We start from the raw sequence: 23,184 nt of genomic DNA, 5'->3' as shown, positions 1-23,184 counted from the left end.
CGCAATACGGAAAGGGGCGCATGCTATGCTGCTTGCCTCTTTATCCATAGGATGGGCGATGCTTGCAAAATTCAGTGTGGCGGTGACCGGACTGGCAATGCTCCTTCCAGCGTCTGCCGCCCAGCAGCAGCCGGATCCCAAGGCGACCGAGGTGTGGGCGCCGGAGCCTGCGCGCGTCATCCCCGGCTCCCCGGCGTCGGCGCCGTCGGACGCGATCGTGCTGTTCGACGGGAAAGACCTGCGCGAATGGGTGTCGGCTGCGGCGCCCGACCAGCCGGCCGGCTGGACCGTCGCCGGCGGCAGCTTCACCGTCCGCGGCGGCAGCGGCGACATCCAGACCAGGCGCCTGTTCACCGACTACCAGATCCACCTCGAATGGCGCGTGCCCACGACGCTCGTCGGCGCCGGCCAGGCCCGCGGCAACAGCGGCCTGTTCCTCGCTTCAACGGGCAAGGGCAGCGGCTACGAGATCCAGATCCTCGACTGCGCCGACAACAAAACCTATGCCAACGGGCAAGCCGCGAGCATGTACAAGCAGCACATCCCGCTGGTGAACGCTTGCGCCGCGCCGGGAGAATGGCAACGCTATGACGTGATCTGGACCGCGCCGCGCTTTGCCGCCGACGGCACCCTGGTATCGCCCGCCTACGTGACTGCCCTGCACAACGGCGTGCTGGTGCAGAACCACGTCGCCCTGCAGGGCGAAACCGTGTACGTCGGCAAGCCGGCCTACCGCAAGCATGGACCCGCACCGATCATGCTGCAGGACCACGGCGACGCGGTCAGCTTCCGGAATATCTGGGTGCGGCCGCTCTGACGGCCGCGGCTCAGGACACCATGCCGGCGACCGACCCGATCAGGAAGGCCACGACGTCGGCCATGAGCTTCGCGCCGATCGCTCCGAGCACGACCAGCACGGCCAGTTGCACCAGGCGCAGCGCTAGTTCGTGACCGCGCCAGGCGCGGCCGAAACGCAAGGGACCATGGAAGCGGCTCGCAAAGGCAGGGGTTGCCAGTCGAAGTTTCATGATTGTCTCCGTTGTATGCATGTCTGTTGTGACTCCAGCATACTCTTCGACCAGCCTGCCTGCAAATGCGGCAGGCCATGCGTGTGCGCGGCCTCTTATGCGGCGGCGGCGCGCGCCTTGTGCAGCTTGCGATAGCTGTCGATCAGGCGCTGGTGCCGCTCGAGGCCTTCCAGCTTCATGCTGGTCGGCGTCAGGCCGGAGAAACGCACGCTGCCGTCCACCGAGCCGAGTACTGCATCCATCCGCTCATTGCCGTACATGCGGCGGAAATTGGCGACGTAGTCCTCCAGCTCCAGCTCGTCGTCGAGCACCACCTCCAGCACCACGCTCATCGCCTGGTAGAACAGGCGGCGCTCGACGGTATTGTCGTTGTACTGCAGGAAGGCGCCCACCAGTTCCTGCGCATCCTCGAAGCGCTGCAGCGCGAGGTTGATCAGCAGGCGCAGCTCGAGCACCGTCAGCTGACCCCATTCCGAGTTCTCGTCGAACTCGATGCCGATCAGGCTGGCGATGTCCGAATACTCGTCCAGCTCGTTGTTCTCCAGGCGCTCGAGCAGGGCCGCGAGCGCGTCGTCGTCGAGGCGGTGCAGGTTCAGGATGTCTTCCCGGAACAGCAGGCTCTTGTTGGTGTTGTCCCAGACCAGGTCTTCCACCGGATAGATCTCCGAGTAGCCGGGCACCAGGATGCGGCAGGCATTGCTGCCCAGTTGGTCGTACACCGCCGTGTAGACCTCCTTGCCCATGTCCGTCAGGATCCCGAGCAGGGTGGCGGCTTCCTCGGCATTGGAATCCTGGCCCTGGCCTGAAAAGTCCCACTCGACGAAGTCGTAGTCCGCCCTGGCGCTGAAGAAGCGCCAGGACACCACGCCGCTCGAATCGATGAAGTGCTCGACGAAGTTATAGGGCTCGGTGACGGCCTCGCTGGCGAAGGTCGGCTGCGGCAGGTCGTTCAGGCCCTCGAAGCTGCGCCCCTGCAGCAGCTCGGTCAGGCTGCGTTCCAGCGCCACCTCGAAGCTCGGGTGCGCGCCGAAGGAGGCGAACACGCCGCCGGTGCGCGGGTTCATCAGGGTGACGCACATCACCGGGTAAGTGCCGCCCAGCGAGGCATCCTTGACCAGCACCGGGAAGCCCTGCTCTTCCAGGCCCTGGATGCCGGCCACGATGCCGGGGTATTTGGCCAGCACTTCCTGGGGCACGTCCGGCAGCGCGATCTCGCCTTCCAGGATCTCGCGCTTGACGGCGCGCTCGAAGATCTCGGACAGGCACTGCACCTGGGCTTCGACCAGGGTATTACCGGCGCTCATGCCATTGCTGGCATAGAGGTTTTCGACCAGGTTGGACGGGAAATACACGGTTTCCCCATCCGAATGCCGGACGAAAGGCAGCGACACGATGCCGCGCTCCACGTTGCCGGAATTGGTATCGATCAGGTGCGAACCGCGCAGTTCGCCATCCGGATCGTAGATGCCCAGGCAATACTCGTCGAGGATCTCGCCCGGCACCGCATCGTCCGGGCCGGGCTTGAACCAGCGCTCGTTCGGATAATGGACGAAAGGCGCGTTGGCGATATCCTCGCCCCAGAACACGCCCGCATAGAAGTGGTTGTTGTTCAGGCGTTCGATGTATTCGCCCAGGGCCGAGGCCAGCGCGCTTTCCTTGGTCGCGCCCTTGCCGTTGGTGAAGCACATCGGCGAATGCGCGTCGCGAATATGCAGCGACCAGACATTCGGCACGATATTGCGCCACGAGGCGATCTCGATCTTGATGCCCCAGCTGGCCAGCATGCCCGACATGTTGGCAATGGTCTGCTCCAGCGGCAGGTCCTTGCCCGGAATATAAGTCTGCGCAGCGGCGTCCGGCTGCAGGGTCAGCAGCGCCTGGGCGTCGGCGTCGAGGTTGTCCACCTCTTCGATCACGAATTCCGGTCCCTGCTGGACCACCTTCTTCACGGTACAGCGCTCGATCGAGCGCAGGATGCCCTGGCGGTCCTTGTCGGAGATATCGGCCGGCAGCTCGACCTGGATCTTGAAGATCTGCTTGTAGCGGTTCTCGGGATCGACAATATTATTCTGCGACAGGCGGATATTCTCGGTCGGGATATTCCGGGTATTGCAGTAGAGTTTGACGAAATAGGCCGCGCACAAGGCCGACGAAGCCAGGAAATAGTCAAATGGCCCGGGCGCGGAGCCATCGCCCTTGTAGCGGATGGGTTGGTCGGCAATGACCGTAAAGTCGTCGAACTTCGCTTCCAGACGAAGCTTGTCGAGAAAGTTGACCTTGATTTCCATAATAAATCCTTCACACCTGCTTGAAAAAACATGGCCAACGCCGACCATCCAAATAACAAGGCCCTGTAAGAACAGGGCCTTTACCGACATTATCCGCGACGTTCGAAGTGCGCGCAATCGACGTTGACGTTGCGTGATACACGACGGTATTATGAAATCGATTTCACAACAATATCAGGAGACAGCATGCACCACCCTGCGCCACAGTCCGGCACTCCCCTATCCTTGCCCCCGCTCCGCCTGGCCGCTGCCTGCGCCGCGCTGCTGCTTGCCGGCGGCGCGCATGCCGCCGGCCCGGCGGCGAGCGTCAAGCTGAACCAGGTAGGCTACCTGCCGGCCGCGCAAAAGCTGGCCGTGGTGCCCATGTCCTTGCCGACCGACGCGCAGGTGCGCTTCGCCGTGGTGGAAGCAAGCAGCGGCAAGCAGGTGTTCGAGGGCAGCCTGGGCAGCGCCGCCACCTGGGATGCGTCCGGCGAACGGGTGCGCCTGGCCGACTTCACGGCCCTGCGCACGCCCGGCAGCTACCGTCTGCGCGTGGCGGGCCTGCCGGACTCGGCGCCCTTTGCCATCCAGCCCGGCGTCTACCGTGAGCTCGACATCGCGGCGATCCGCAACTTTACCCTGAACCGCACCGGCATCGCCCTCACGCCGGCCATCGCCGGCCCCTACGCGCGCCCGCTGGCGCACCCGGACACGCGGGTGCTGGTGCACGCCTCGGCCGCATCGACAGCGCGTCCCGCCGGCACCGTGATCTCGAGCCCGAAGGGCTGGTACGACGCCGGCGACTATAACAAGTACATCGTCAATTCGGGCATCAGCACTTACACCCTGCTGGCGGCCTACGAGCACTTCCCCGAGTGGTTCGCCAAGCTGCCCCTGAACCTGCCGGAGTCCGGCAACGGCCTGCCCGACATCCTCAACGAGACCCTGTGGAACCTCGACTGGATGCTCACCATGCAGGACCCGAACGACGGCGGGGTCTACCACAAGCTGACCAACAAGGTCTTCGACGGCATGGTCATGCCCGAGAAAGCGCTGGCTCCCCGCTACGTGGTGCAGAAGACCACCACCGCCACGCTCGACTTCGCGGCCGTGATGGCAGCCGCCAGCCGCGTGCTGAAACCATTCGACAGCCAGCAGCCGGGACGCTCGGCGCGCTACCTGGCCGCGGCCGAACAGGCCTGGCGCTGGGCCGAGGCCAACCCGAAGCTCTTGTACGAGCAGCCGGCCGACATCCAGACCGGCGCCTATGGCGACAAGAGCACCGAGGACGAATTTGCCTGGGCCGCCGCCGAGCTCCTGATCACGACCGGCAAGAGCGACTACCGCAGCCGCGCCTTTGCCCATGCGGGGGGCGCCGCCAAGGGCACCGAGCCGGGCTGGGCCGACGTCGGCATGCTGGGCTGGATCTCGCTCGCCCAGCACGCCGGACGCCTGCCGGCGGGCGTGGAGGCCGCCCCCGTGCGCAAGCAGCTGCTGGAGGTCGGCGACCGGCTGGTCGAGCGCTGGCGCGCTTCGCCCTACCGCGTCAGCATGGGCGCCAAGGATTTCGTGTGGGGCAGCAGCTCGACCATCCTGAACCAGGCCATGATGCTGGTGGCGGCCTACCGCGTCGAGCCGCGGCCGGACTACCTGAACGCGGCGCAATCGGCGCTCGACTACGTGCTCGGCCGTAACGGTCCGGGCATGTCCTTCGTCACCGGCTTCGGCGCACGTTCGCCGATGCATCCGCACCACCGTCCCTCCGAGGCGGACGGCGTCAAGGCGCCGGTGCCGGGCATGCTGGTGGGCGGCCCCAACCCGGGCCAGCAGGACGCCAAGGATTGCCCGGTCCCCTATCCGTCGAAGCTGCCGGCCCTGTCCTATATCGACCACGTGTGCAGCTACGCCAGCAACGAGATCGCGATCAACTGGAACGCGCCGCTGGTGTACGTGGCGGCGGCGATGGAGTCGCTGCAGCGATAAAACAGCGCAGCAACACCGATTGTTAGGCGCAAACATTTTTGTTGCCTGGCAATCGGAACCTGCTCTACACTTCCTGTCGTATGGACGCCTACTGCGCGGGCACGTGACAGCAAAAGAACAGGAGACAGAATGAATGACAAGCCGATCCGCCGGATCGTGATCGTGGGCGGGGGCACCGCCGGCTGGATGGCGGCGGCCCCGCTGGCGCAGCGCCTGCTGGGCCGCCCTGAGGCTCCCTGCGAGGTGATCCTGGTGGAGTCGCCCGACATCGGCACCATCGGAGTCGGAGAAGCGACCCTGCCGACCATCCGCTACTACAATGCCGCGCTGGGCCTCGACGCCGACGACTTCGTACGGCGCACCAAGGCCAGCTACAAGCTCGGCATCGAGTTCAAGGACTGGGGTCACCTCGGCAACCGCTTCTTCCACGGCTTCGGCGATTTCGGCCCCTCGCTCGACCGCCACCCGTCGCACTTGTTCTGGCTGCGCATGTCCACGCAATTCGACAACATGCCGGCGCTGGAGAACTGGTCGGTGTCCTCGATCATGGCGCGCAAGAACAAATTCGTACCGCCGCACAAGGGCACGCCCTCGATCACCGACGCGTATTCCTACGGCTACCATTTCGACGCCGGCCTGTACGCGAACTACCTGCGCGACTACGCCGTGGCGCACGGTGCGCAGCGCCTCGAGGGTACGGTGGTGGAGGTCGAACAGCATCCGGAGAGCGGCTTCATCACGGCGGTCAAGCTGCGCGACGGCCGCCGGATCGAGGGCGACCTGTTCGTCGACTGCTCCGGATTCCGGGGCTTGCTGATCGAAGGGGCATTGAAGGCCGGCTACGATGACTGGAGCGAGCAGCTGCCCTGCAACAGCGCGCTCGCCGTGCCCTGCGCCAGCGCGCCTGCGCTCACGCCCTATACCCGCTCCACGGCCAAGGAGGCGGGCTGGGTCTGGCGTATCCCGCTGCAGCACCGCACCGGCAACGGCCACGTCTACAGCAACGCCTTCACCAGCGACGCGCGGGCACGCGAAGTACTGCTCGACTCCCTCGACGGCGCCGCGCTCGACGAGCCGCGCCAGCTCCGCTTCGTCACCGGCCGCAGGCGCAAGTCATGGGTCAAGAACTGCGTCGCGGTGGGCTTGTCGGCCGGCTTCGTCGAGCCCCTGGAATCGACCAGCATCAGCCTGATCGAGACCGCGGTCGGCAAGCTGGTCGAGCTGTTCCCGGACCGCGACTGCCGTCCCGAACTGGCCGATGAGTTCAACCGCTACATGGGCGTGCGCTACGAATCGGTGCGCGACTTCATCGTCCTGCACTACAAGCTGACGGAGCGCGACGACTCGGAGTTCTGGCGCTACTGCGCCAACATGCCGATTCCCGATACGATTCGCCACCAGATCGAGCTGTTCCGCGAGACCGGGCGGGTCACGATCCTGGACCCGCACGGCTTCGCCGAACCTTCCTTCGTGGCCATGCTGATGGGGCTGGGCGCGGTGCCGAAGCGTTACGATCCTTTCGTGGATACGGTGGATATCCGCGAGGTGCATGGGCACTTCGCCGGCGTGCGCGACATGATCGTCCAGGCCGTGGAGCGGATGCCGACGCATGACGCCTACATCGCGAGCCAGGTAGTGGCGGCAAGCCAGCGCGCCGCCTGAGCGGCCCCTGATCTTACCAGCCCATCCGCGCCCGGACCAATGCAGTCAGCTTCGCTGCATTGGCCTGGTGGTGGTGCACCCGCGGATGCTGGCCATAACCCGTATGCTCGAAGAACAGGGTGTCGATGCGCTTGTCGCCATCTTCCTTGCGCATACGCTCCACGGCGGCCGTGACGTAGCCCGGCCAGGGTGAACCGGGCCGGGTCGCGTCCATGCTGCCCAGCGCGCAGACGATGTAAGCCTGCGGATAGAGGCGGCGGATGCGCTGCACGAACTGCTTGTAGGCCTCGACGCGCTGGGCATCGTTCGGCTCCGGATGCAGCTTGTGGTCGCGGCCGATCAGCCAGCTGTCGTTCTGCAGCAGGTTGACCACCACCACGTCCGGCGTCCAGCGCGAGAAATCCCAGCGGCTGTCGTTGTCGCCGACGGCGCTCAGCTGGTCGTAGAAGTCCGGCATGGTGAACGGGAACCAGCTGATCATCACGCCGATGCCGCTCTGCGAGGTCATGTGCATTTCCGCCTTGAGCTGCCTGGCGGCGATCGCCGCATAGGACAGGAAGCTGTTCTTGTCCTTGCCGGCGTCGTCGCGGCCGTTGAGTGCGCCCTCGTTGCCCATGCCGCTGGTGATCGAGTCGCCGAAGAACTCGATCCGGCGCTTGGGCCGCGGCGGTGGCGGCAGCAGCACGGCGCCGTCATCGAGTTCCAGGCCGCGGAACCTTGTTGCGCCCTCCTCGCCCTCGGTGCGCTTGGTGACCAGGAAGCTGTGACTTCCCGGAGCCAGCTTCTGCGCCACGACATAGGTCGCCTCGCCCTGCTTTGCTTCGATGACCAGGGGCGCCGACAGGTCGCCGTCCAGGAACACGTTGAAGTAATTCCGGCCGCGCTGGTCGTCGAGCTTGATGGCGAACGAGGTGCCGGTAAAGCGCCCGGCGATCGCGCTGTTCGGCCAGGAGATCACCGGCGCGGCCGGATCCGAGAAGTCGATGCGGCCGGTGTACTGCAGTTTCGCGTCGCTCGGCGCGACGGGCGTGCCCGCCGTCGCCAGGCCGGCATGCAGCATGGCCGCGAGAACCAGTGAGAGAGTAAGACGTTTCATTGTGGCGCTTTCAGGAATGCCGGCAGCTTGTCCAGCGTGATGACCTTCGGGTGGTGGTAGATCTTGTTCTTGTGCTCGGCCGTATTGTAATAGTCGCCAGACCAGAAGTTGCTCTTGTCGCGCACCCCGGCACCGGCCCGGGCGTCGTTCCAGACCGTGAACCAGAGCCAGGGAGCGCCTTCCGCCAGCATCTTGTCGGGGTCGGGGATGTAACCCGTTTCGGTGAGGGCCACCGGCTTGGCGCCGCGGCCGATCGCCAGCGCGCGGCGGTAGGTGGCGGCCTGGGAGCCGTAGCGCTTGCCGTCGCTGTCGTCGTAGATGTCCCAGCCGACGATGTCGACCACGTCGTCGCCCGGGTACCAGGCTTCGTCCTGTCCGTTCCACACCCAGATCAGGTTGTGCAGCCCGTGTTTTTTTACCAAACGGTCAAACATGTGGCGCCACAGCAGGATGCAGGCACGGGCGGGCGACTCGCCGTCAGTGCGCGCGCGGCCCCACCAGAACCAGCCATTGCCCTGGTGGCCAGAGGCTTCGTGCAGCGGACGCCACAACACGGTGACGCCGGCGTCCGCCAGCTCTTTCAGTTCCGCCGCGACCAGGTCGATGCCCTGGTTGATCTGGCGCCAGCCCGGGCTGGCGGTATCGAGCCTGCCTTGGGCCATCGGAATGGTGAAGCCGGTGTTCTTGCCCGCATCTGGCTCGCGGACGTAGAAATTGGCCCGGTTGCGGCTGTCGGTTGCGAGCAGCGCCGGGTCGCGCCAGTGCCAGCAGAAACTCACCAGGCCACCGCGCCGGGCCCAGGCCATCGCCTCCTCGACCTGACGCAGGCCGGAGGTATTCGGTCCGTTCATCCCGGTGTTCATGAAGTCGTAACCCATCAGCGCCGGATACCTGCCGGTGTCGTCGAACACCCGCTGCGCCATGTCGACGCCGTCGTCCCAGCTCAGGTCCTGCTGGCCGGCGATGACTTGCCGGCCCCAGATGCCGTGCAGCCAGGCATGCACGGCCTGCGCATGGGCGCTGGCCTGCGGGTCCGCCAGCGCCGGGGCCCTGCTCGCGGCGAGCAGCGGCGGGCTGGCCGCCGATGCGCACAGCGCGGCCAGCCCCTTGAGCAGTTCCCTGCGTGCCGTCACAGCTTGATGGTCACCGCACGGCCATCGTAGCTGACCGACTTGTCGTAGGCATCCAGATTGCTCGCAGCCGCGGTGCCGGGACGCAGCACGCGCACGCGGATGTCGCGTTTCACCGGCATGCCCTTGTACTGGCCCACGCGCGCGCCGATGGTGACCACGCCCTTGCGGTCGTCGTAGCTGAACGGGATGCGGCTGTACTCGCCGCGCGCGTAGGCGTTGGTGACGCCGTCGTCCTCGTACAGGCTGGCCTGGCCGTCGGCCCCGGCAACCACCTGCAGCACCAGCGGCGCATCCGGCTTCTCGTCCACGTACTGGGTGACCGGCCCGGTCGGGATCACGGATCCGGCGCGCAGGAACAGCGGGATGCGCTCGCGCGGCGCCTGCACGGTGATGGTGTTGCCGCCCGTGTGGCGTTCACCGGTATCGAAGTCGACCCAGTCGCTGCCCTGCGGCAGGTAGACCTGGCGCGAGCGCGCGCCGTAGCTGGTGACCGGCGCCACCATCAGGCTGGGGCCGAACATGTACTGGTCCTTGATGTTCTTCACCCGGTCGTCATGCGGGAAGTCCATCACCAGGCCGCGCATCATCGTGCCCGAGTGATAGTGGGTGTCGGCCGCCATCGTATAAATATAGGGCATCAGGCGGTAGCGCAGCTTCAGGTAGCCGACCATGGCGTCGCGCATGCTGTCGTCGCCGGCCGCGATGTTGTAGATCTCGCGCTTGACCACCTCGCCGTGCGAGCGGAACAGCGGCGAGAAGGCGCCGAACTGGAACCAGCGCAGGTTCAGCTCGCGCCATTCCTTCATGTCTTCCGGATCGGCCTGTTTGGTGCCGGTCGCGCGGTTTTCCTGGGCCGAGCCGACGTCACCGACCTGGAAGCGCGTCTCCTGGGCGTAGCCGCCGATGTCGTGGGTCCAGTTGGGGATGCCCGACATCGAGAAGTTGACGCCGGAGGCGATCTGGTCGGCCAGGTTGTTCCAGCGGCCGACGATGTCGCCGCTCCACACCGCCACCGAATTGCGCTGGATGCCGGCAAAGCCCGAACGCGACAGGATGAACTGGCGCTTGTCCGGCTGGTCGCGGCGCAGGTTCTCGGCAAAGCCCTCGGAGTGCACCAGGCTGTAGGGGTTGAAGGTGACCTCGCCGGCGCCGTAGACGGTCGGGCCGATCAGCTGCTTGAAGTCTTCCAGGCGCGCGTTGGAGAGGATGTCCGGCTCGGTATTGTCCATCCACCAGGCGTCGAAGCCCAGGTCGACCAGCTTGTGCTTCATCTGGCGGTAGTAGATGTCGCGCGCTTCCTTCGTGTACGGGTCGTAGTGGCTGTTCTTGTAGCCCGGGCCGACCCAGTCGAGGTCGCCGTTCTCGACGTTCTTGGTCCACATATGGCCCTTGGCCGCCAGTTCCTTGTAGTTGTCGGTATTGGCGTAGAACTTGCCCCAGATGGAGAGCATGATGCGCGCGTTCTGCTTGTGCACCGCATCGACCATGCCCTTCGGGTCCGGGAAGCGTTTCTTGTCCCAGTCGTGCGAGCCCCAGCCGTCTTCCGGCCAGTAGAACCAGTCCTGCACGATGTTATCCAGCGGCCAGCCGCGCTTCCGGTATTCCGCCACGGTGTCGAGCAGCTGCTGCTGGGTCTCGTAGCGCTGGCGCGACTGCCAGTAGCCGTAGGCCCATTTCGGCATCATCGGCTGCTGCCCGGTCAGGTGGCGGTAACCGGCGATCACCCGGTCCATGCTGTCCGCGCTGATGACGTAGTAGTTGATCGCCTCGGCGATTTCCGAGGACATCGTGAGCGAATGGCGCTCCGGCTGCGGCAGCGGGTTGTTATGGGTGATGGCGATCATCCCGCTCGATACCTTCCAGTCGAGGTGCAGCTTGACCGGCTTGTTCTTCTCGAACTTGACCTCGAAGTTGTGGTACCACGGGTTCCAGCCCATGCGCCAGACATCCATCACTTCCTTGCCGTCGATGGACAGGCGCGCGTAGTCGGACGAGTACAGCTGCATCTTGTGCACGCCGGGCTTGTCGCTTACCAGGCTGCCTTCCCAGACCACGCGCGCGTCCTTGAGATCCTTGAGCGGCGGCAGCTCCTTGGGCCAGTTCTCCGCCACGTCCTTCAGGTGCTGGTAAGCGATGTCCTTTTCCTTGCGGGTGAGCGCCAGCTTGCCGTCGACGTAGTAGCGGGCGGTCAGCCCGCCGGGCTTGCCTTCGGCGTCGCGCAGGACCAGGTCGCGCGACATCCAGGCGTAGGGCGTGGCGTCGCCGAAGCGCGAGATGCTGTTGTTATCCCACAGCAGGCCGTAGTTCTTGTCCGAGACCACGAAAGGCACCGAGGCGATCATGTTGTGCTGGGCCAGCAGCACGTCTTCGCCGTTGTAGTTCATCTGCGAGTTCTGGTGCTGGCCCAGGCCATAATAGGCGTCGCGGGTGCCGTGGCTGAAGCCCTGCTTGATCGCGAAGAACGGCTTGCCGCCCACCGTGACCGGCTTCATGCTCTCGGCGTCCTGCTGCAGGATCAGCTTGCCCGCCGCGTCGAAGAAAGACACGCGCCCGTCCTTCAGGGACACCGTAGCAGAAATCCTTCCCGCCTTGAGCAGCACCGCGTCGTCCTTGCCGACCCGGGTGCCGTTCACGGTGAAGCTACAGGTGCAGGGCGTGGCGACCGTCATCAAGGAAGGCGTGAGCGCCTTGCCGGGCGCATCGAACTTCACCACCTGGATGATGTTGTCGCTCATCAGGTTCAGGCGCACCAGCTTGGCGGCGCCGCGGTCGGGCTTGACTTCGATGCCGGTGGCGGTCTTCTGGTAGCTGCCGGCGAGGGCCTGGGTGGCTGCGCACAGCAGCAGGACGGCGCTCGCCATTCGGGTGATTTGCATTGCGGGTCTCCTGGTTATCGTTTTTTATCGGTCAAGGTTCGTAGGTGCCCATCCTGACCTTCAGCACGGTAGGCAGAGCGGGCAGGTTCAGGCCGTAATCGGTCTGGTCGCCGTTCCAGTTGCGTTCCATGATCCACTTGCCGGCGGCGTCGAAGCGGCCCTCCTCCACCCGCGCATACATCGCCGGCTTGTCGCCCGCGGAGGACAGTTTTATGCGTGCGCGCTGGCCGACCAGCACGAACTCGGCGGGCCCGATCTGCGCGATCGCCACGCCGCCGCCGGGCTGTTCCGTGCCCTCGGCGTATTCGTTCTTGTCACGCAGGTACTGGCGCTCGCCGAACTGGAATTCACGGAAGGACACGGTGGCCTTCCACCCATCCAGGGCGAGGGTTTGCGGCGCGCGGTCGTCGCCCTCCGCCACCCCGTGGGTGCGGCCCTCGAAGGCCCAGCGCGCCCACAGGCGCGACATCGGCGCAAGGGCTGCATACACCTGGGCGAAGGGCTCGACCATGCGGCGGTCCGTATGCTTTGAACCGAGCGGATAATTGCTGTAGCTGGCGTAGTCGATCCCGAACGGCACGACGCCGAGGGCGCCCTTGCCGACGATCTGCCAGACGTAGCGCGCGTAGCCGGCCGCGTTACCCATCTCCGCCACCAGCAAGGCATTGTCCGGACGCTGGAAGCTATCCAGTACGGCGCCCACCTTGCCGGACTCCGGCATGTAAATGTCGGGCGCGGCGAAATCGATGTGGGGCGCGGCAGCCTTGTAGATGCCGAGCACGTCCCAGGTCGGGCCGCCGCTGGCGAAGTCGCCTTTCCACGGTGTGGCCGGCTGGCCGGGCTGGCCCGGTTCGCGCAGTGCATTGTTGACGAACATCGGCAGGTCGTAGACGGCGCGCCCGGCTTTCGCGATCTCCTCGATATAGCTGGCAATCGCCCAGGTATGGAAATACTGCTCTGCATAGTCGCCGTATACCTCGCTCCAGCTGCCCTGTGACGGGCGTCCCGCGGGTGCGGGCTGGCGGGCCAGCACCGCGCCCGGTACCGCCTGGCGGAACGCCGCTTCGGCGCGGGCACCATGGTCGCGCGCCAGGCCATAGGTGCCGACCTCATTCTCGACCTGCACCATGATCACGGTGCGCTTGCCCGCGTCGATGTTGCGCAGGTGGCGCATCAGGGCCACGAACGCCTTCCTGTCGGCGGCGAGCGTGGCTTCGCCGAAGGGCGACAGGCAGTAGCTGGCCTTGCCTTCCTGGTCGCGCATGCGCGGGAAGCGCGCGTTGTCGAATTTGACCCATTCCGGCGTATAGGCCGGGCCGGTGTTCTTCCAGGTGCCGAACCACAGCAGCACCAGGCGCTTGCCATGCGCCCTGGCCTGGGCCACCAGGGTATCCACGTAACTGAAGTCGAAGCGCCCTTCTTTGGGCTCCACCTGTTCCCAGGCGACCGGAATCGCCAGCGTGTTCGCTTGCGCATCATTGAGCGCGGCCCAGACCTTGGGCAGGGCTGCCGGGTAATTGCTGGAGTTGTGGGCCTGGCCGCCCAGGATCAGGAAGGGTGCACCGTCCACCAGCAGCGCGTGGCGCCCCTCTCGTTCCACCATGCGCGGCAGATCGGCATCGGCTGCGCCGGCTGGCGCCACCTGCAAAAGCTGCACCAGCGCCAGCGTTGCTGCCAGCTTCCTGAATCGGTTCATGCTGTCTCCTGTCGGGCCCTTGCAGGGCTTCTCAATCGGTATTGGGTCGGCAGTTCGTGCCAGCATCGTAAGTCAGCCGTACACAGCATTGCAAGCAAAATGTTCACGCTAACATATCAGTGCCGATATGCTTGCCGCTGTTTGCCTCGGAAAAACTTATCCGGCAACCGGATTAGCAGTGAGGAGCAGCATGCTTATGCCGGCCAGAGGGTGCTTCAGTCAAGCTGGATTCGACCTCACTGCACTGGATGAATCCACCTTGCGGGGCGATTCGCGTATCGAGCGCAAGAAAAATTTTCAAGTGATGAAATCGATTTCTTGACCTTGCGCAATCTATTGCGTACTGTATAGAGATGGTGTGACATCGATTGCAGTGATACAGACGCCTGGCGGCGGATCGCACCCTCCGGTAATTCGATCGCCAGCGCGTTTCGCATGTCGCCACGTGGCCACTTCGCCGCATTAAGTGTTGTGCATTAACAAAACTTACAGGCTCGTCAGGTTTCGGCTGTAAATTTATGGTAGCGTACAACATCCAGTGTTAGCAGGGGCGTCGATGCAGTCGCGGCGCATGGCGGCCTGGCAAATAAAAAAATTACCTACATCAGGAGACAACGTGAGGAAGTTCCAGAAAACAGCGATCGCTGCAGCGGTCGCGCAGATCGCCGTCGTCTATAGCGGCGCAGCATGGGCCCAGACCACCAATACCAGCGCCGAGGAGCCGGTCGTCCCTGCGACGGCGGTGGTCAAGGTGTCCGGCCAGCGCGCAGCGCTGCAATCGGCCCAGAAACTCAAGCAGAATGCCGACGAAGTGGTCGACTCGATCGTCGCCGAAGACATCGGCAAGCTCCCGGACCGTTCGGTCACCGAGGTGCTGCAGCGTATCGCGGGCGTCACCATGGACCGCAACATGCCGGGCGACCCGAATCGCCAGGCCGTCGAAGGTTCCGGCATCTCGGTGCGCGGCCTGACCTACGTGCGCTCGGAAGTCAACGGCCGCGATGCATTCTCGGCCGGCGGCGGCCGCTCGCTCGGCTTCGCCGACGTGCCGCCGGAGCTGATGGCCGGCGTCGACGTCTACAAGAACCCGTCCGCGGAACAGGTTGAAGGCGCCCTCGCCGGTCTGGTCAACCTGCGCACGGCCATGCCGTTCGACTTCAAGGGCCTCAAAGGCTCGCTGGGCGCGTCGCAAACTTATTCCGAGCTGAACAAGGCCAAGGGTCCGACCGGCACCGTGCTGCTGTCGAACCGCTGGAACACCCCCATCGGTGAGCTCGGCGCCCTGGTCAATTTCGCCTACGCGAAGAACCCGACCCGTACCGACGCGATCGGCATCGATCCGTACTTCCCGCACGTGAATTCCCGCAATCCGGCCCAGTACAACCGCGACGCGACCAAATGGCTGCCGCTCGGCGGCGGCCTGCGTTCGCAGGACTTCGAGCGCGTGCGCCGCGGCGACTATGCCGCGTTCCAGTGGCGTCCGACCCGCGACGTGACGGCTGGCCTGACCTATTTCAAGACCGATTACCAGGAAGACCTGAGCGAGCGCGTGGTCGCCTCGTCCGAAGACAAGTGGTACCAGCAGGTCGCCGGCGCCGACACCGTCTATGACGACAAGGGCGCCTTCCAGAGCGGCACGATCGCGAACCCGAGCTACGGCGGCTCGCCGTTCAACAGCTCGCGCCGCATCAACCAGCGCACCTCCGGCACGCGCGACCTCGCGCTGAACGTGCAATGGCGCGTGACGCCGGACCTGACCTGGACCAATGACATCCAGCACGTCCGTTCCACCACCGAGGGCTTCGACGCCGACGTCTCGACCGGCTTCATCCTGCCGAACCAGTCGATGGACCTCAGGGGCAGCATTCCGAAGATCGGCCTCGGCTCGGCGCAGTTCATGGCCGACCCGAAGAACTACTACTGGGCCTATACCCAGGAAGCGCTCGACCGCGCCAAGGCCGAGCAGAAGACCTGGCGCAGCGACATCAAGTTCTCCTTCGACGATCCGGTGCTGCGCGACATCCGCTTCGGCGTGCGCATGGCTGACCGCGAAGGCGAGAACAACAAGGCGCAGAAGTTCTACAACTGGTCGTCGATTACCTTCCCGTGGATGGAAGGCTGGCAGATTCCGGGCGTCGCACGCCTGAGCGACCCGCGCTTCTCGGGCGGCACCGAACTGGCGCAGATCGACAATTTCTTCGGCGGCAAGGTATCGATCCCGGCGATGCTGTATCCGACCGATGCGCTGGCACGCGACTTCCCGAACGGCTGGACCAAGCTGCACGGCTACCACACCATCCTGTGCCAGGAGCAGGCGGCCGCCCAGGGCTGGGGCACCTGCGACACCTGGAAACCGTCCACCTTCGACACGCCGTCGGCACGCAACCTGCAGACCGAGAAGACCCGCGCCGCCTACACGCAGCTGCGCTTCGGCTTCGACGACCTCAAGTATCCGATCGACGGCAACATCGGCGTCCGCTACGTGAAGACGACGAACACCACGAACGGCTACATCGCGTATGACCCGACCAATGTCAGCATTCCGGGCGACGTGCCGGTGGAAGGCGTGAATACGCTGGTCAACATCGCCAAGTTCGAGACCCCGCGCAGCACGGATACCGGCTACCACAACTGGCTGCCGAGCCTGAACCTGCGCATGAAGGTCAGCGACCAGCTGCAGTTCCGTTTCGCCTGGGCCAAGGCGATGTCGCGTCCGGACTTTAACCAGTTGCAGTCGCTGACCACCCTGACCTCGCCGGCGAACCAGCTGACGATCAAGGATCCGGTCACGCTCGCGGACCAGCGCGTCGTCTTCAGCGGCAACAACCTGACCGGCACCAGCGACGGCAACCCGCTCCTGAGGCCGACCACCGCGACCAACATCGACCTGACCGCCGAGTGGTATTTCGCGCCGGGCGGATCGCTGACCTTCTCGGCCTTCGACAAGGACATCAAGAACATCGTCGTGAACACCACCTACGGTTACACGGTGAAGGATGTCAACGGCCAGGACCGGACCTTCGCGGTCACCCATCCGATCAACGGCGCCCACGGCTTTGCCCGCGGCTTCGAGATCGCCCACCAGCAGTACTACGACTTCGTGCCTGACTGGCTGCGCGGTATCGGCACCCAGGCCAGCTGGACCTATGTGTCGAGCGAGCGCAAGCTGGACAAGCCGGTGCCGGCCGCGTTCTGCGCGGGCAGCGACCAGTCGAACATGAACCTGTCGATCAACGGCTGCGACACCGACGGCCGCCCGTTCGGCAACACGCCGCTGCAAGGCCTGTCGCGTCACACGGTCAACTTCGCGGTCATGTACGAAAAGAACGGCCTGTCGGCGCGCCTGGCGTATAACTGGCGCTCGCGTTACCTGGTTGCCGTCAACACCTGGGGCAGCCGCGGCAACAACGGCCTGAACACGAATCCGGACGCCGGCTCACGCTTCCTGATCCCGACGCCGAACAACGACCAGGCCTACGGCCTGCCGCTGTGGCAGGACGACTACGGCCAGCTGGACGGTTCGATCTTCTACGACTTCACGGACAAGTTCCGTATCGGCCTGGAAGCCCAGAACCTGAACAACGCCAAGACGCGCCAGGTCATGCAGCAGCACGCCGGCATGTTCACCCGCCAGCTGTTCATGAGCGGTCCGCGCTACACGATCCGGGCGCAGTACTCGTTCTAAGCCGCGCTTCCCGGTTCGGTAAGTTCGTCTCTCCTGAAGTCGCGGTACCGCCATGCGGTCCGCGGCTTTTTTTATCCTCCGTTCCCCCACTTTTCTCAGACAAGGAGCATCCCCATGCAAATCCAAGGCGACATGATCATCGGCAGGCGCAGCGTGCGCGGCGCCGCAGGCGTCGTTCACGCCATCGACCCGGCGCGCCACGCCACCCTCGAACCGGGCTTCGGCCTGGCCTCCAGCGCAGAGCTGGACGCGGCCTGCGCGCTGGCCGAGCAGGCCTTCGACAGCTACCGCGCCCTGCCCCTCGAGCGGCGCGCCGCTTTTCTGGAGGCCATCGCCGCACGCATCCTCGACCTCGGCCCCGCCCTGATCGAGCGCGCCGGCCTTGAATCGGGCCTGCCGCAGGCCCGCCTGGAGGGCGAGCGCATGCGCACCGTCAACCAGCTGCGCCTGTTCGCCAAGGTGGTCCGCGACGGCCACTTCCTGGCGGCGACGCTCGATTCGGCCCTGCCCGAGCGCACGCCGCCGCGCCCGGACCTGCGCATGCGCAAGATCCCGCTGGGCCCGGTCGCGGTCTTCGGCGCCAGTAACTTCCCGCTCGCCTTCTCGGTGGCCGGCGGCGATACCGCGTCAAGCCTGGCAGCCGGCTGCCCGGTGGTGGTCAAGGCCCACAACGCCCACCTCGGCACCTCGGAACTGGTGGCCCGGGCGGTGCAGCAGGCAGCCATCGACTGCGACATGCCGGAAGGCGTGTTCTCGATGCTGATTGGCGAAGGCAGGACCATCGGCGCCGCGCTGGTGGCCCATCCCGCGATCAAGGCGGTGGGCTTCACCGGTTCGCGCCAGGGCGGCCTTGCCCTGATGCGCACAGCTAGCGCACGCCCGGAACCGATTCCCGTGTATGCCGAAATGAGCAGCGTCAACCCCTTCTTCCTGCTGCCGAACGCGCTCGAGGGCAAGGCTGCCCCGCTGGCGCAAGGCTTCGTCGATTCGCTCACGCTCGGCGTCGGCCAGTTCTGCACCAATCCGGGCCTGGTGGTCGGCCTGGAGGGTGAGGCCTTCAATGCATTCAGCGTAGCGGCTGCGGAGGCCCTCCAGCTCAAGACCGCCGGCACCATGCTCACCCCCGGCATCCACAAGGCCTATGTCGAGGCGATCGAAGCCCGCTCCGCCGTGCCGGGCGTCCAGCTGCTGGCGCGCGGCGCGGCAGCCGGCGCGGAAGGCCCGGCATGCGCAGCGCAGCCCGCCCTGTACGGCTGCGACGCCGCCACCTTCCTCGCCACCCCTGCGCTGGAAGAAGAGATCTTCGGCCCGGCCGCGGTGATGGTGCGCTGCCGCGACGAAGCCGAGCTGCTGGCCGTGGCCGGCCACGTGGAGGGCCAGCTGACCGCGACCGTCCACGCGACGGCGGCGGACAGCGCACTGGCGGCAAGCCTGCTGCCCCTGCTCGAGCGCAAGGCCGGCCGCATCCTGTTCAACGGCTTCCCGACCGGCGTCGAGGTGTCGCACGCCATGGTGCACGGCGGCCCCTTCCCCGCCACCTCGGACAGCCGCACGACCTCGGTCGGCGCCACCGCGATCGACCGTTTCCTGCGTCCGGTGTGCTACCAGGCCGTACCAAGCGAACTGCTGCCGGAAGCGCTGCGCGACGACAATCCACTGGGCCTGGCCCGGGTGGTCGACGGGGTATTGAAGACCGCTGGCTGAACGGCGCAGTTGTAGGGTGGGCGGGTCTTCCCGCCCACGCGGTGATAGGTGGCTTCTAAATAGGCGCACGGGCTGCAGCACCGTGATTTGAACGCGTGGGCTTCGTCGGTGAGGCCACTGGCCTCACCGACCCCGCCCACCCTACAAAAGTCCAAGGCCAAATCAAAAAGCCAGACGCATGCGCCTGGCTTTTTTACATTCAACGGCAGCGCGCCAGCGCCGCCTGGATCAACGACGGCCGGTCCGGGTCGCCACGTCCAGCCACACCGCCAGGGTCAGGATCAGGCCCTTGACGATCATCTGCCAGTAGGTATCGACGTCCAGCATCGACATGCCGTTGTCCAGGCTGGCCATCACCAGGGCGCCCACCAGCGCGCCGTGCACGGTGCCGGCGCCACCGCGCATCGAGGTGCCGCCGATGAAGCAGGCGGCGATCACGTCCAGCTCGGCCGACATGCCGGCCGAGGGCGAACCGGCTGCCAGGCGCGCAGTGTTGATCAGGCCGGCCAGTGCGCACATCAGGCCCATCAGGCCGAAGATCCACAGCTTCACGGCGCGCACGTTGATGCCCGACAGGCGCGTCGCTTCCATATTGCTGCCGACGGCGTAGATGCGGCGGCCAAACACGGTCTGGCGTGCGATGTAGCTGAACACGCCCAGCAGGACCAGCAGGATCAGCACCGGGAGCGGGATGCCTTCGTAGCTGTTGAAGGTGGTGATCAGGCCAGCCAGCACCACGCCGATGATGGCCACCCGCGCCACGCTGCGCCACAGCGGCATGACCGGAAGATTGTGGCGCGCCTGGCTGGCACGCTGGCGCCAGGCCAGCACGCAGGCCAGCACGAACAGGCCGGCGCCGAGCAGCATGCCGAAGCTTGGCGGCAGGTAGGCCTGGCCGAGCTGCTCGAACTCCGGCGAAATCGGCGCGATGGTGGTGCCGTCGGTGAGCCCCAGCACGATGCCGCGGTAGGCCAGCATGCCCCCCAGCCCGACAATGAATGACGGTATCCCCGCATAGGCTGTCAGGTAGCCGTTCAGGAAGCCGAGCAGCATGCCGCCCGCCAGCACGATCGCCATCGAGATCGGTAGCGGCAGGTGGTGGACCACGTCAAGCACCGCCGCCAGCCCGCCCAATAGCCCGAGGAGCGAACCGATCGACAGGTCGATCTCGCCGGCGATGATGACGAACACCATGCCGCAGGCCAGGATGCCGGTCACCGACATCTGGCGCATCAGGTTGGACAGGTTGCGCGCGGAGGTGAAGCCGCCGTCGGTCTTCCAGCTGAAGAAGGCCCAGATGATGGCGATCGCGACCAGCAGGGCCAGGATTTTATACTGCGTGAAAATCTGCTTGAAGCTGATTCCCGTGTTTGTCGCCGCCCGTGCCGCGCCGCCCTGGGCCGCCACTGGTGCGTGTACTTTGTCTAGCATCATTTCACCTGTCCGATTGCAGCGCCCAACACCATTTCCTGGGTCAGGCCTTGATTAAGGAAATTCCCACGCAGCTTGCCCTCGCCCATCACCAGCACCCGGTCGGAGACCCCGAGCACCTCGGCCAGTTCGGACGACACCATGATGATCGAGATTCCCTGGGCGGCCAGTTCGAGGATCAGCTTGTAGATCTCGAACTTGGCGCCGACGTCGACACCGCGGGTCGGCTCGTCGAGGATCAGCACCTTCGGCTGGGTCAGCAGCATCTTGGCCAGTACCGCCTTCTGCTGGTTGCCGCCCGAGAGCGCCGTGATCGGCAGCGCCGGGCTGGCGGTCTTGAGCGCCAGGCGGCGGATCTGCTCGCCCACCTCGCGCGCTTCCAGGCCCTCGTCGATGCGCGAGAGCTTCGAGAAGCGGTCCAGCACCGACAGGGTGATGTTCTCGCCCACCGACAGGTCGCGCACGATGCCGTGCTGCTTGCGGTCTTCCGGCACAAGGGCGAAGCCCGTCCCGATCGCCTTGAGCGGTGTCGAGGTGTCGGCGCGCTGGCCGTTCAGCCACACCTCACCCTCGTAGGCGCCTTCGTAGGAGCCGTAGATGGCGGTGACGAGCTCGGTGCGGCCCGCGCCCACCAGGCCGGCGATCCCGAGGATCTCGCCGCGGCGCAACTCGAGCGACACGTCGTCGACCTTCTTGCGCTGCGGCTGGTCCGGATCCCAGCAGGTGATGTGGCGCGCCTCCATCACCACCTCGCCCACCTCGTGCGGGAGCGATGGATACAGCTGGTTCATCTCGCGCCCGCACATCTGGGCAATGATGCGGTCCACGTTCATCTGCTGCATCGGCGTGGTGGCGATGTGCTTGCCGTCGCGGATCACCACGATGGTGTCGCAGATCGCAGCGACTTCCTCGAGCTTGTGCGAGATGTAGACGCAGGCCACGCCCTTGGCCTTGAGGTCGCGGATGATCTCGAGCAGGACGTCGATCTCGCTGGCCGTCAGCGAGGCCGAGGGTTCGTCCAGGATCAGGAGGCGCGCCTGCTTGTTCAGGGCCTTGCCGATCTCGATCAGCTGCTGGTGGCCGCCGCCGTAGTTCTTCACGGGCAGCACCACGTTGACGTCGGGGAGCTTCAGCTCGCGCAGGATTTCCTCGGCGCGGCGGTTCATGGCCGGGTAATCGAGGCGCCCGCCCGGCAGGGTCAGTTCGTTACCGAGGAAGATGTTCTCGGCCACGGACAGTTCGGGCACCAGCATCAGTTCCTGGTGGATGATGATGATGCCGGCGTCCTCGGTCTCGCGCACCGAGCGCGCCCGCAGCGGCTGGCCGTCGAGCAGGATCTCGCCGTCCCAGCTGCCGTGCGGGTAGACCGCCGACAGGACTTTCATCAGGGTGGACTTGCCGGCGCCGTTCTCGCCGCACAGGCCGATGCACTCGCCGGGACGGATCGCCAGGTCGATCCCGTCGAGCGCGGGGACACCGTCGAATCGCTTCGCGATGCCCTTCATTTGGAGAAGATAGGGTGACATTCAAGACTCGTTCATGCGCGCCGCCACGCCGGTCATGTCCGACCGGCGCGGCTGGCGCAAAGTGCCGACAGTTGGCGAATTACTTGCCGGCCAGCTGTGCCTGGGTGTAGAAGCCGTCCTTGACCAGCAGGTCGACGTTCGACTTGTTCAGCAGGACAGGCTTGAGCAGCAGGCTGTCGACGTTCTTGACGCCGTTGTGCATCTGGGCGTTGTAGGCCGGCTTCTGGTTGCGCACCAGCTGCACCGCCACGTTGGCCGCGTTCGATGCCAGGGCGCGCAGCGGCTTGTAGACGGTCATGGTCTGGGTGCCGGCGATCACGCGGCGCACCGCCGCCAGGTCGGCATCCTGGCCCGACACCACCACCTTGCCTGCCAGCTTCTGGGCCGCCAGCGCCTGGATCGCGCCGCCGGCGGTGCCATCGTTGGAGGCGACCACGGCATCGATCTTGTTGCCGCTCGCGGTCAGCGCGTTCTCGACGATGGCCATCGCTTCGGAAGCGCTCCAGTCCTTGACCCATTGCTTGCCGACGATCCTGACGTCGCCCTTGTCCACCAGCGGCTGCAGCACCTTCATCTGGCCTTCGCGCAGGATCTTGGCGTTGTTGTCGGTCGGGGCGCCGCCCAGCAGGTAGTAGTTGCCCTTCGGCTTGAGGTTGACCAGCGACTGCGCCTGCAGCTCGCCGACCGCCTTGTTGTCGAACGAGACGTAGGCGTCGACGTCGGCATTCAGGATCAGGCGGTCATACGACACCACCTTGATCTTGGCCTTCTTCGCCTCGCGGATGGCGTTGTTCAGCACCGTGGCGTTGTAGGGAACGATCACCAGGACGTCCACGCCGCGCGAGATCAGGTTTTCGATCTGGGCGATCTGGCGCTGCTCGCTGGCGTCGGCCGACTGTACGTACACCTTGGCGCCCAGTTTCTGGGCGGCGGCCGTGAAGTAATCGCGGTCGCGCGCCCAGCGCTCCAGGCGCAGGTCGTCGATCGAGAAACCGATCTTGGGATTGGTGGCGTCCGCGTGGGCAACGCCGACGCCGCCGGTGAACAGCATGGCGCAAGCCAGGCTGACGGCCTTGATCATCTTTTTCATTTGT

General features: G+C 65.5%; 14 protein-coding genes. 5 read left to right on the top strand and 9 right to left on the bottom strand.

Annotated features, from left to right (window positions below; translation table 11 throughout):
- Positions 1 to 58: 58 nt before the first annotated feature.
- Positions 59 to 817, top strand: a complete 759-nt coding sequence (locus YWC_RS0102220; RefSeq protein WP_027863918.1) for a 3-keto-disaccharide hydrolase — start codon at positions 59 to 61, stop codon at positions 815 to 817.
- Positions 818 to 827: 10 nt separating this feature from the next.
- Here the strand turns inward: YWC_RS0102220 and YWC_RS32590 are convergent, their stop codons facing one another.
- Both YWC_RS32590 and YWC_RS0102210 read right to left on the bottom strand, forming a co-directional pair.
- Positions 828 to 1,028: a hypothetical protein gene (locus tag YWC_RS32590; RefSeq protein ID WP_156923442.1), complete on the bottom strand. Its 201-nt coding sequence runs from the start codon at positions 1,026 to 1,028 to the stop codon at positions 828 to 830.
- A gap of 95 nt (positions 1,029 to 1,123) precedes the next feature.
- Complete coding sequence (locus YWC_RS0102210) at positions 1,124 to 3,316, bottom strand: OsmC domain/YcaO domain-containing protein (protein ID WP_027863917.1); 2,193 nt, start codon at positions 3,314 to 3,316, stop codon at positions 1,124 to 1,126.
- A gap of 186 nt (positions 3,317 to 3,502) precedes the next feature.
- Here YWC_RS0102210 and YWC_RS0102205 point away from each other — a divergent pair, with 186 nt between their 5' ends.
- On the top strand, positions 3,503 to 5,281 hold the full coding sequence (locus YWC_RS0102205; RefSeq protein WP_051306152.1) for a glycoside hydrolase family 9 protein: 1,779 nt from the start codon (positions 3,503 to 3,505) through the stop codon (positions 5,279 to 5,281).
- 129 nt (positions 5,282 to 5,410) lie between these two features.
- Entirely contained in the window at positions 5,411 to 6,943 is a 1,533-nt protein-coding gene (locus YWC_RS0102200; RefSeq protein WP_027863915.1) for a tryptophan halogenase family protein, read from the top strand.
- A 13-nt stretch (positions 6,944 to 6,956) separates the two neighbouring features.
- Here the strand turns inward: YWC_RS0102200 and YWC_RS0102195 are convergent, their stop codons facing one another.
- The 4 genes from YWC_RS0102195 to YWC_RS0102180 are packed head-to-tail and all read right to left on the bottom strand — an operon-like array spanning position 6,957 to position 13,744.
- A complete protein-coding gene (locus YWC_RS0102195) occupies positions 6,957 to 8,039 on the bottom strand; it encodes an SGNH/GDSL hydrolase family protein (protein WP_084416254.1) in 1,083 nt (360 codons plus the stop codon).
- Positions 8,036 to 9,172, bottom strand: a complete 1,137-nt coding sequence (locus tag YWC_RS27910; protein WP_051306151.1) for a glycosyl hydrolase — start codon at positions 9,170 to 9,172, stop codon at positions 8,036 to 8,038. Before YWC_RS27910 ends, YWC_RS0102195 begins: the two co-directional genes overlap by 4 nt.
- Positions 9,169 to 12,048: a glycoside hydrolase family 31 protein gene (locus tag YWC_RS0102185; protein WP_027863913.1), complete on the bottom strand. Its 2,880-nt coding sequence runs from the start codon at positions 12,046 to 12,048 to the stop codon at positions 9,169 to 9,171. The genes YWC_RS27910 and YWC_RS0102185 overlap by 4 nt, the downstream gene beginning before the upstream one ends.
- A gap of 31 nt (positions 12,049 to 12,079) precedes the next feature.
- Entirely contained in the window at positions 12,080 to 13,744 is a 1,665-nt protein-coding gene (locus YWC_RS0102180) for a DUF5597 domain-containing protein (RefSeq protein WP_027863912.1), read from the bottom strand.
- Between the two features lie 616 nt (positions 13,745 to 14,360).
- On the opposite strand from YWC_RS0102180, the gene YWC_RS0102175 reads away from it, so the two are divergent.
- Both YWC_RS0102175 and YWC_RS0102170 read left to right on the top strand, forming a co-directional pair.
- A complete protein-coding gene (locus YWC_RS0102175) occupies positions 14,361 to 17,429 on the top strand; it encodes a TonB-dependent receptor (RefSeq protein ID WP_027863911.1) in 3,069 nt (1,022 codons plus the stop codon).
- A 114-nt stretch (positions 17,430 to 17,543) separates the two neighbouring features.
- Positions 17,544 to 19,133, top strand: a complete 1,590-nt coding sequence (locus YWC_RS0102170) for an aldehyde dehydrogenase (NADP(+)) (RefSeq protein WP_027863910.1) — start codon at positions 17,544 to 17,546, stop codon at positions 19,131 to 19,133.
- A 228-nt stretch (positions 19,134 to 19,361) separates the two neighbouring features.
- Here the strand turns inward: YWC_RS0102170 and YWC_RS0102165 are convergent, their stop codons facing one another.
- The 3 genes from YWC_RS0102165 to xylF all read right to left on the bottom strand — a co-directional run bounded on the left by YWC_RS0102165 (position 19,362) and on the right by xylF (position 23,180).
- A complete protein-coding gene (locus YWC_RS0102165) occupies positions 19,362 to 20,564 on the bottom strand; it encodes a sugar ABC transporter permease (RefSeq protein WP_169728074.1) in 1,203 nt (400 codons plus the stop codon).
- Positions 20,564 to 22,090 carry a D-xylose ABC transporter ATP-binding protein gene (gene xylG, locus YWC_RS0102160; RefSeq protein WP_027863908.1) on the bottom strand — a complete coding sequence of 509 codons (1,527 nt, stop codon included), beginning with the start codon at positions 22,088 to 22,090 and terminating at the stop codon, positions 20,564 to 20,566. The genes YWC_RS0102165 and xylG overlap by 1 nt, the downstream gene beginning before the upstream one ends.
- Positions 22,091 to 22,169: 79 nt before the next feature.
- The gene (xylF, locus tag YWC_RS0102155; protein WP_027863907.1) at positions 22,170 to 23,180 is read right to left on the bottom strand and encodes a D-xylose ABC transporter substrate-binding protein; all 1,011 of its coding nucleotides are present in this window, start codon (positions 23,178 to 23,180) and stop codon (positions 22,170 to 22,172) included.
- Between the last annotated feature and the right edge of the window lie 4 nt (positions 23,181 to 23,184).

The organism is Massilia alkalitolerans DSM 17462, from assembly GCF_000427785.1.
Lineage (GTDB): Bacteria > Pseudomonadota > Gammaproteobacteria > Burkholderiales > Burkholderiaceae_D > Telluria > Telluria alkalitolerans.
This window is presented reverse-complemented; position numbering and strand designations above follow the sequence as displayed.